Origin of the sequence: Streptomyces sp. NPDC060194 (assembly GCF_042728285.1) — a bacterium.
Classification (GTDB): Bacteria; Actinomycetota; Actinomycetes; order Streptomycetales; family Streptomycetaceae; genus Streptomyces.
The window spans coordinates 1-9,068 of sequence record NZ_JBHWZH010000190.1 but is presented as its reverse complement, the minus strand read 5'-3'; the positions used below and the strand labels follow the sequence as shown (position 1 = coordinate 9,068).

The following is a 9,068-nucleotide window of genomic DNA, read 5'->3' as shown; positions in this document are numbered from 1 at the left end:
GGGTGTTGCCCCCCCGCCCGTCCGGGCCCCCCCCCTCGCGGCCGCCCCCCCCCCCCCCCGCGGGCCCCCACGGGTGGGGGGGGGGGGGCGGCCCGGCCCCCGCCCCCGTACCTCCCGTTTGGAGCGCCGCCATGACCACCACCCTCAGCCTGCGGATCGAGCGCACCGAGGAGGCCGGCTCCGGCGCGGCCGCCGAGACGGCGGCCGTCCGCCTGATCGCCCTTCTCCCGCAGGGATGGGAGGCCTCCCTTCTGGAGTACACCGACACCACGGCGTCGTTCTCCCTCACCGCCCCCGCCTCCCTGAGCGCCCCTGCAGCGGACCGCGAACTCGACGCGGTCCTCGCCTCCCCCGCCCTCCGCGGCTGGACCCGGTCCTGAACCCTCCTCGCCCGCCCCTTCCCCTCCCCAGGAGTCCCCCATGAAGCACCCCGTCCTCGCGGCCGCCGCTGTCGCCCTCACCTTCACCGCCGTTGCCGCCCCGGCCTCCGCCGCCGATCCGGCGGCCTCCTGCCCCACCGGGCAGGTCTGCTTCTACGAGCTGCCCGGCTTCCGGGGCACCCCCCAACTCCGCGCCCCGCTCGCCGGGGGCTGCGCCCCCACCGTCCCGGCCCGCTCGGTGGTCAACAACAGCCCCCACCCCGTCGGCCTCTACGTCGACGAGGAGTGCACCCAGTACCTCGACCAGGTCCCCCCGGGCGCCTCCCGCTCCTCCCTCATCGCGGCCGTCGTCACCGCGGAGTAGACGGCGCGGTGACGTGCAGCGGGATACCTTCGGACGGCCGGCCCCTGCCCGGCCGTCCAGTCCTGCTTCCCCAAGCCGACACTCCCCGGACGACGGCACATGCCTGAAGCGGCCCAGCGGGCGCGGCCTCGCCTCGGCAGACCCCATGGGTTCGGTGCCGGGTGTCCGCCGGACCGCCGTACCGAACGGCTGGTGCCCTCGCCGTTCCGGGCGGTGCGCCGACGGAGTCGGTGCCGCTGCTGGATCCGGCGCCGTCGTTGTCGACGCTCCTGCGTGCGGTGCACCGTGACCTGACCGCAGGCGAGCACGCGGGTCCATGAGATCGAGGTCTGCGACCCGGCCGGGCCGCCACCTCGGCACCGCCCACCTCGCCGGCACAGCTCGACGAGCTGCGCCGCGCCCGCACCGTGCGGGCCCGCCACCTACGCGAGGACGTGAAGAAGGCGAAGACCCTGCGTCGGCAGCGCTTCGCCCCGGCCACCACTCCCACACCTGACCAGCGCCTGGGCGCCCTCACAGCCGCGGAAGCCGTGGCGGCCCGGGAGAACATCGCCACACGATCGAGGCCACGGCGATGATGTACCTCCACGGCCCGGCTGGTCTCGGCAAGACGCTCGCCGCGAACGTCTGCCCGCGCGAGCTGGAGCGGACCCGGAGTCAGGAGGTCCGCCGCATCACCGTACAGACCCCACCGGGGTCCGGCTGGTCCTCGTCTGCCACCACCGAGCCGTGCGGGCTTTCCTGGAACGTGAATTCCAGCAGGTGGAACACACGATCGCCGAGGCTGATGGGGCTTCTTGAAATTCCCCAGGCCCGCTCGCAGTCCCCGGTTCGTTGAACGATCAGCCTTTGCATTGGGGCCACAGAGCGACTACCGCTTGATCGCGCCGTCTTGGTCGACCGGTTCTCAGTCGCTCGCTGCTTCGGCAGCCGGATCGAGTCTGTGTATAAGGGCTGCCCAAGCTGCGCCGCCGAGGAGCCTGTCGCCGTGGGCTGTTCCCCCATACAGGAAAGTTTTGGAGGGCGGGGCGCCCCCCCTCGCCGGGGAAGCGGGGTAGGTGTCCGGCGTCGTTGCGGGAGATCAAGCGGACTGGGGCGCCAGCGGCGCGACGGCGTGCGGCCAGCTGTTCGGCATACCGCAGGGGAGACCACATCTTGTCGTCGGCGCCCGCGACGAGCAACAGGTCGGCGCGCGCCTTCTCCACCGGGATCGCAGCAGCGTCCAGGCACCGCGCGAAGGTCCGTTCGCTCAGCTCGTACCAGCCACGGATTGCCCGCGGGCCATCCGCCTGATGAGCCTGCTGCCAGGAGTCGTCAAGGGGGATGAACGGCAGAGGGCGCCCTCGCCAGGTCCAGGAGGAGCGATACGGACGGTGCTGTCCGTCGAGTCCGGGCCCGATGTTGCACCAAACCAGGGAGGTCGGCGACACAGCCATTACCGCGTCAACGCGCGGGTCGTGAACTGCTGTGAGCAACGCGGCCTCGGCACCCTTGGAGACACCGAGCATGCCGACGCGGGCAACCCCGTACTCCTTGAGCAGGTCCACGGCAGCGACGAAAGTCTCCAGGGGGACCTCGCAGATACCCGCTGGCTGCCCCGCGCCGCCGAACCATCGGATGGCCAGGGCCAGGATGCCCTGCTCCGCGAGAAGGCGAGCGCGTTGCCGGTCCACGCGGCCGCTCGAGCCGGCGAGCACGACGACACCGCTCGTACTGTCCGCGGAAGGCTCGTACAGCACCGCCTCCCACGGGGATGACAGTTCATGCTCGATGACCTTCAACGCTCGTTCCTCCCCGGCGGCTCATCTCCCTTCCCGGCACCCTAGTGCGCACGATCAAGCCATCGCCCGGGGCCGGTGGCACGTGCTGGCGCAGATGGGGAATCAAGGTGAGCAGGTTTGGGGACTACTGAGCGGCAGGTGGGGATTTTCAAGAAGCGTCATCAGGGAGGACTCCCCGGCCGACCTCCTCGACCGCGCGGAAGCCGCCGACCTTCTGAACATCAGCGTGGGGACGTTCGGCGGGTACCGGCACGAGACCGCGCTGCGGGCGGCCGTGCGGGTCGTGGGCGGGGTGGAGCACTGGCCCCGTGCCGTACTCGAGGAGTGGTCCGCCGCCCGGCCCGGGGACGCGGGGAAGCGGGTCCGGGGCGGTCGGCCGCGCGGGACGGGCGACCTCCTGCCCCGGGAGGAGATCCGGCCGCGCCTCGCGCAGCTCCTCGACCTGGACCCGGCCGTTACTGCGGCGGCCGCCGCCGACGTCATCGGCGTCCACCCCGACACCGCGACCCGCACCCTCGCCGCACTCCGGGCGGAAGCGGTCGGGCCGCTCCTGGCCGCTCAGCCGTCCCTCACGGCCGCCGACGTGACCCGGCGGCTGCGGTTCCCCGGGCAGGCGGCGAGCGCCGCGCTGGCGGCCGCTCAGGGCCTGCGCCGGGCCGAGGAGGCCCGTGCCTACGTCCTGGAGGTGACCGGGCTGCTCGGGGCCGCCGCCGGCGGCCCGCCGGACGTCCTCGCCCCTGTCCGTGGCGCCGCTTCGCTCGCCGTGCCGCTGGCCGCCGGCGAGTCCGCGGCGGCCCTGGTGTGGGACGAGCGGTGGGGGTGGCGGACCGCCCCGACGCGGGCCGACGTCCAGTCGACGGCGACCCCGCCGACCGGGGACGCCGTGCGGTACCTGGGGGCGAGGATCGCGCCGCAGCCGGCCGACGTCGTCGCCGCCTACCGGGGGAGGGGCGGGAGGCGCGCGCCGGCCGTCACCCGCTTGCCCGGCGAGAGCCTGCAGCGGCTCATCCCCGCCTCGTGACAGCCGGCCGTGAGCCTCGGTGCGCGATGCAAGCAGGTGAGCCCTTGCACCACAGAGATCGCCGTCTGTGGAGTCCATCGCAGCACGTTGGAACACGACGAAGGCCCCGGGCAAGTAGCCACCCGGGGCCTTCGTGCAGGGTCGTTCAGTGGGGAGGAACGAGGGGCACAACCTCGCGTACTTACCTCACCCAGCGGCTTCTGGCCGAAACCCGTTCCTAAGGGACGACCGCCTTCGGCCTCTGAACTTGCCTGGACGAAGCTCCTGAAGCTTCAGGAGTGAGGGGCACCACCTCTCCCTGCCGCCTCGCAGCTTGTCCTGCGTCCATTGTTGGCACGGAGTCTGCGGATTGGCAAGAATCTTCCTGACCAGTGACGCGCTAGCGTCGAACCGCCACCCCACCCTTGCGTAGGGAGAGACACGCTACAGACCCTCACTGGGCCCACCTTAGCGCCGGGGAGGATAGGCCGCAGAACCCGGCACTACGGTACTCTATGAAACTTAACTTCCTACTAGCTAACTGCGGGAGACCCGATGCAGGAACCGGAAGCGCCGAAAGTCGTTCGCCGTATCCCACCGCGGGGCCCGGACGCGGTCACCCTGAAGATGGCGGAGAACGCCGCGCGTCGGGGCCGGCGGCGTGCTCAAGTTCGCTACAGCTTCGTGGAGCGGGCGTCACTCCAGGATGAACCGCCGCCGCTGGCGCGGATGCTCCGTGGGGGCGGCCGGGGCGGTCATGTACGGCTAAAGCTTTTCCTCAGCTATCTGTGGCTCCAGCGTGATGATGACGCTCGTGAGCTGTCCGTCCGGCACAGCGCCTGGGCCACGCTCCTCGGCCTGGACGACCCGGGAACCGCCGGGGCCCGGCGCATCAGCGATGCCCACGCGTGGCTGGAACAGAACAAGTTCATCAGCGTCACCAGGACGGGGCGGCAAAACCTAGTCACGGTGCTCTCCGAGACCGGAACCGGTGCGCCGTGGGTCGCGCCGGGCGCTGCGGCGAAGAAAGAGAAAGAGAACAGTGCCCGTGGGGTCGGCATCGTGGGTCTTACGGACATGGGTGCTGTGGTCAACCGGTACTTCCAGGTTCCTCAGACGTTCTGGACTCGCGGTCACATTGCGATGCTGTCCGGGGCTGGGGTCGCGATGTTCCTGATCCTTCTCGCCGAGACCGGAGGCCTGGGCGAGAAGGCGCTGTGGTTCAGCCCGCTCCAGGCGGACACCCGGTTCGCACTCAGCGAAGACACCCGAAGCAAGGGACTCCGTGAGCTGGCCAGGGCCGGCCTGATCAAGACGAAGCGCCGGCCGGTGAACGAGAGTGACTTCGAAGCAGACGCCCAGCACATGCGCAACGTTCACTACCTCCAACTGGACCGCCTGAACGAGACCGCGGAGATCAAGGGCCGTCGGATCGTGCTGCCAGCGAAGAGCACGGAAGACCAGCCGGCGGAGTAAGGGAGCTTGGCTGCGTAGGTTTCCGGCGAGAGCACTCCCGGCGCCATGGCCTCTGACGATGCCCCGGCGAAGAAGACCACGAAGAAGCACGCCAAGGGCGAGCGGGCACGGGGCCGTGAGGCACACCCGGTCGGGGACGCCCCTGCCTCTTGACGGTCAGAACGCCGACCGCGCGGAAGCCGGCCCCGCGACCGCGCATGACGCTCGTCCGGAAGTCGATAGCACAGCCGCCGGCCCGGAAGGCGGCCCCCGTCCGGCAGCCGGTCCGCAGGCTCGCGGAACTGCCGCGCGAGGCTCCCGCGCGTACGGAGGCTGGGGCACCGCGGCGCCCTGCCGCGCAGTCTCAGCAGCGCCCGCAGCAGAAGCTGGAGGTGAGGTTCATGTGCGACCTTGCCCAGATTTACGAGTCCTTCCGTAAGGAGAGCGGAAGCGGCACCGCGGAGGCGCGCGGGGTCGTCGCTATCTCGTCGCACGTCCGGCAGGGGAAGGGGCACGGCGGGTGTGTGCCCGGGGGGAAGTACAGGTTGCCGGTGGGGACGTGCAGCGCCCCGCCGTAGGCCGTCCACCACCCTGCGGGGGAGTTCGCGTACGGGCCGTCCGGGTCGTCGATGATGCCCCGGCTCATGGGTGGCCCTTCAGGTGCCGGCGGAGCCTCACGTTGCAGTCGCTCACCCGGCTACCGTCCCCGGTCGCTCGGGCCCGCGTGCGTTGTATGGCGAGATTGGCGCACAGTGCGCACCCGGCGACGGGTGCGGGGTCGGTGGCCGGCGCGTTCGTGAGCGTCACCGGCGGGGGGTCCTGCGTCGTCTGATGCCTCTCCATGCGTCTACGTTTCGGCACGCTCGGGCGACCGGCTAGGGGCATTCCTAGGGGCAAGTCGGGTTCGGTGGCACGCACTTGACACGTCTAGGGGCAGGGGTAGGGGCAAGATGGGTGCATGGCCATCGGACCTCTGATCAGGGATCTCCGCACGGCGCGTGGCTGGAGCCAAGGGCGGCTGGCGTCGGCGATCAATGACGCGTTCGGTACGGGCCTCGACCGGGAGTACGTGAGCCGGTGGGAGCGCGGGAAGATCACCCCCGGCGCGTTCTACCTCCGGTGCCTGTCCGCCGTCCTCGACACGCCCCTAGCCGTCCTTGAAGGTGAGATGCTGCGCCGCACGTTCCTGTCCGACGTCGCCGCGACCGCGATAGCGCCCGTGGTCGCTTCCGACCTGTTGGCCGCCGGTTTCTCCGCGCGTCTGCGGGGCGGCCCGTCCACGGAGGAGTGGGAGGCGAAGCTGACCACCTACGGCACCGAGTACATGAGCCTGGGCGCCGCCGACGTCCAACGGCGCATCGCCGGGGAACTCGTCGCTGTGCAGCAGCAGCTGGACGAGCCGCGGTCGTGGTCCGTGGCCGCCCGGCTGATGACCCTCTACGCGAAGACGTTCCCCGGCTCGGACGGCACGAAGGCGGTCTCGTGGTACCGGATGGCCGCCGATGCGGCCGACCGGTCCGGCGACGACGAGGCGCGCGTGTGGGTGCGGGGGCGGGCTGCCATCGCCCTCGGGTACGAGGGGGCCGCCCTCGGGACGGCCGACCTGTTCGCGGCTCAGGCCATGGCCATATCCGCCAAGCCGTCCTTAGGGCTCCTGAACGCCCTCTACGGGGCCGCGCACTCCGCTGCCCTACGCGGGGACCACGACCGCGCCCGGACCCTCGCAGAGCGCGGGCAGCGCGTCTTCGACGCGGTCGGTTCCTCCGAGCAGACCAGCGACTACGCCGTCCCCCACTGGCGGGTCAACGTCTTCCGCTCGCTGCTCCTCGCCCGGCTCGGTGACGAGGCCGGCGCGGTCGCCGCGCAGGACGCCGCGCGCGCCGAGCTGCCCGCCGCGCTGCCCCGGTTCGCGACCCACCTGGAGATGCACCGTGGTCTCATGCTCGCCCGCTCCGGCGACGTGGCCGGCGGCACCGCCTACGCCCGCGCGGCCCTCGACGCGCTGCCGCCCGCGAAGCACTCCCTGACCCTGCGTCTCCTGATGGACGAGGTGCAGGCGACCGGCTGACCACCGCACTGTGCAGCGCGCTTCCGAGATGGGTCAGCGCAACTTCCTGGGGTACTGGGCGCACGTGAGGATCAAAGGAGAGTCGTATCCCCTGCCCGCCGATCGAGCGCGCGCGATGCACTACGCGTTCTGGGCGGCGTGGGTCGTCATCGTGGTCTTCTCAAGCGCATTCGTCCTCAACCTCGTCGATCACGGGCCTCGATATTGGCTTTCGTGGTTGCAGCTCGGAGCGGCGCTGTTCAACGTGCCGAACGCCGTGATCCAAAGCCGTCGACGGCGGAAGCACCGCGCGGCGTTGGCTGCGGGAGCCCAGCCGAGGAGCTGACCTCCGGGCCTCCATCCGCTCACGACGCCCCTTCCCGGCCCGCCGCGACCGTCCACGGCGTCCGCGACGGGGCGCGCCTCCGGTGGAGGGATGTCGTTTCCGGCCTCGGGTGAGGATCACGCGGACGCCTCCGGTAGGGCATGACGCCCCCGGTTCCCGTCGAGCAGTGCGTGCCCGTGCCGCTTGTGGTGCTGGTGCTGCTCGACGGTCAGGAGCTGACGGCCGCGCTCCTCGCCCGGCGGGAGACGGCTGATGGGTGGCGGTACCGGGTCGTGGTGCCGCTCTACCGCAACCCCGGCCCCGTCGATGCCGAAGAGGTGGAGGCCGCGACCTATTCCATGTGGGTGCGCCCCCCTCGCGGGACCACGTCCGCCTGGTCGACGGCGCGGATTGCAGCCGGGTATCGACCGAGCGCCTGCCCCTGCCCTCCCTGATCGCCGATGTCCTCGGACCGCGCCGCCCCTTGGGGTGGGTGGTCAGCCATTGCGACATACGTCGCCGGAGGCCCCACACGGCGTGCCAGCGCTCCGTGGACCGCGCGCTTTGCTTTGGGCAGCCTCGGCGGGGATGTGGCAGATGCTGCTACCTGCTACCTGGTGCGAGTTGGTGGTCAGACGGTGGCGAGGGCGGCTAGGAGTGTGTCGGTGCGAAGCGTGGGTTCGGGTGTCTTGGCTCCTGTGACCTTGATGGACACTTCCTCGCCGCCGACTGCGTGGGCGAGGGTGACCTCCAAGGTGGCGTGTGTGCCGACGAGGGGGTAGGAGTACCAGCCGTCGGGTGCTTCATCGTCGGTGTTCTGGATGCCGGCTTCGATGGTTTCCCAATCGGTTTCGTCGAAGGTGTATCCGGCGTAGCGGGACAGCAGTTCAAGGAAGGTCCGCAGGTTGCGGCCCCAGATCCATCCGCCGATCGGCTCGGTCACGCGTTCCCCGTCTCTCCGAGAAAGGCCAGCATGGCAGATGCGAGGAGCGCGGCTATGTCCTCCTTGGCGCCGCCAGCTGCGAACACCGGTACTCGCCCCGACGACCGGAGACACCCCCCGTCAGGCACCCGGGCAGGACTGCCAGGCAAAAGGGCGCCGGCAACCGGACAGATCACGAAGTCGCACCGGAGGACCCTGACGCCGTGGGAGCCTCCCCAACACCCGGACGGACGGCGGGTCTTTCCCTGCTCGTGCCCCTCGCGCTCACGCTCGGCGCGCGACTCCTCCTCGTAGCCCAGGCATCCATTGCACCGCTCCGACATCCCGTCGCCCGGGGCCAGGGACACCACCGCACCCCGCTGAAGATCACACGCCGCCCGGCACGTGTGCAGCGGGGCAGAGTCACTGATCCAGTATTCATCCGTATTCCACTTTGAAGCACCCACGTATGGAGCGCGAATCCCCCCAGGTAGGGAGAGTGCACCCGCCCTACAGGCCGTGCCACCCTCGCCGCTTGAGCCTCAGGTCTTTCCCCGCGCCTCGCGCAGCAAGACTGGAGCGCAGCGGAGGCCACGAGCAGGCCAGAGGCTGGCCGTGCGGGGAGCGCAGCGACCCGCTTCCGCTCACGCGGAGCGGGAGCGGCCGTGCCGCGCAGCGGCACGGATCGCTGCTTCGCGCGCAGCGCGAAGGGTGGGAGAGCGCAGCGATCCCACCACGCTCTTACTAGCCCGAAGCGAAGCGGAGGGCTACGGCCCGAAGGGCCGACCCTAGCT

At 70.9% G+C, this 9,068-nt stretch carries 10 protein-coding genes; 7 read left to right on the top strand and 3 right to left on the bottom strand.

The annotated features are described in order from the left end of the window. Nucleotides 1-131 precede the first annotated feature (131 nt). Nucleotides 132-380 (top strand): hypothetical protein, encoded by a 249-nt coding sequence (locus tag ACFWEG_RS26685; RefSeq protein ID WP_387220041.1) that lies wholly within the window; start codon nt 132-134, stop codon nt 378-380. A gap of 40 nt (nt 381-420) precedes the next feature. Beyond that, nucleotides 421-744 (top strand): peptidase inhibitor family I36 protein, encoded by a 324-nt coding sequence (locus ACFWEG_RS26680; protein ID WP_387220039.1) that lies wholly within the window; start codon nt 421-423, stop codon nt 742-744. 842 nt (nt 745-1,586) lie between these two features. On the opposite strand, the gene ACFWEG_RS26675 is transcribed toward ACFWEG_RS26680, so the two are convergent. Then, complete coding sequence (locus tag ACFWEG_RS26675; protein WP_387220037.1) at nt 1,587-2,525, bottom strand: acyl-CoA thioester hydrolase/BAAT C-terminal domain-containing protein; 939 nt, start codon at nt 2,523-2,525, stop codon at nt 1,587-1,589. Between the two features lie 94 nt (nt 2,526-2,619). On the opposite strand from ACFWEG_RS26675, the gene ACFWEG_RS26670 reads away from it, so the two are divergent. Together ACFWEG_RS26670 and ACFWEG_RS26665 are read left to right on the top strand one after the other, a co-directional pair. Then, on the top strand, nt 2,620-3,546 hold the full coding sequence (locus ACFWEG_RS26670) for a DUF6292 family protein (RefSeq protein ID WP_387220034.1): 927 nt from the start codon (nt 2,620-2,622) through the stop codon (nt 3,544-3,546). Nucleotides 3,547-4,080: 534 nt separating this feature from the next. Continuing rightward, the gene (locus tag ACFWEG_RS26665; protein WP_387220031.1) at nt 4,081-5,001 is read left to right on the top strand and encodes a hypothetical protein; all 921 of its coding nucleotides are present in this window, start codon (nt 4,081-4,083) and stop codon (nt 4,999-5,001) included. Nucleotides 5,002-5,401: 400 nt separating this feature from the next. On the opposite strand, the gene ACFWEG_RS26660 is transcribed toward ACFWEG_RS26665, so the two are convergent. Then, a complete protein-coding gene (locus tag ACFWEG_RS26660; RefSeq protein ID WP_387220029.1) occupies nt 5,402-5,626 on the bottom strand; it encodes a hypothetical protein in 225 nt (74 codons plus the stop codon). A gap of 312 nt (nt 5,627-5,938) precedes the next feature. Between ACFWEG_RS26660 and ACFWEG_RS26655 the strand changes: the two genes are divergently transcribed. From ACFWEG_RS26655 to ACFWEG_RS26645, 3 genes are all read left to right on the top strand, one after another. Next, nucleotides 5,939-7,048 (top strand): helix-turn-helix domain-containing protein, encoded by a 1,110-nt coding sequence (locus tag ACFWEG_RS26655; RefSeq protein ID WP_387220026.1) that lies wholly within the window; start codon nt 5,939-5,941, stop codon nt 7,046-7,048. Between the two features lie 28 nt (nt 7,049-7,076). Beyond that, the gene (locus tag ACFWEG_RS26650) at nt 7,077-7,373 is read left to right on the top strand and encodes a hypothetical protein (RefSeq protein WP_387220024.1); all 297 of its coding nucleotides are present in this window, start codon (nt 7,077-7,079) and stop codon (nt 7,371-7,373) included. Nucleotides 7,374-7,513: 140 nt separating this feature from the next. Next, the gene (locus ACFWEG_RS26645; protein WP_387220022.1) at nt 7,514-7,807 is read left to right on the top strand and encodes a hypothetical protein; all 294 of its coding nucleotides are present in this window, start codon (nt 7,514-7,516) and stop codon (nt 7,805-7,807) included. 176 nt (nt 7,808-7,983) lie between these two features. Here ACFWEG_RS26645 and ACFWEG_RS26640 read toward each other — a convergent pair whose 3' ends face one another. Further along, entirely contained in the window at nt 7,984-8,295 is a 312-nt protein-coding gene (locus tag ACFWEG_RS26640; protein ID WP_387220019.1) for a hypothetical protein, read from the bottom strand. Nucleotides 8,296-9,068: the final 773 nt, after the last annotated feature.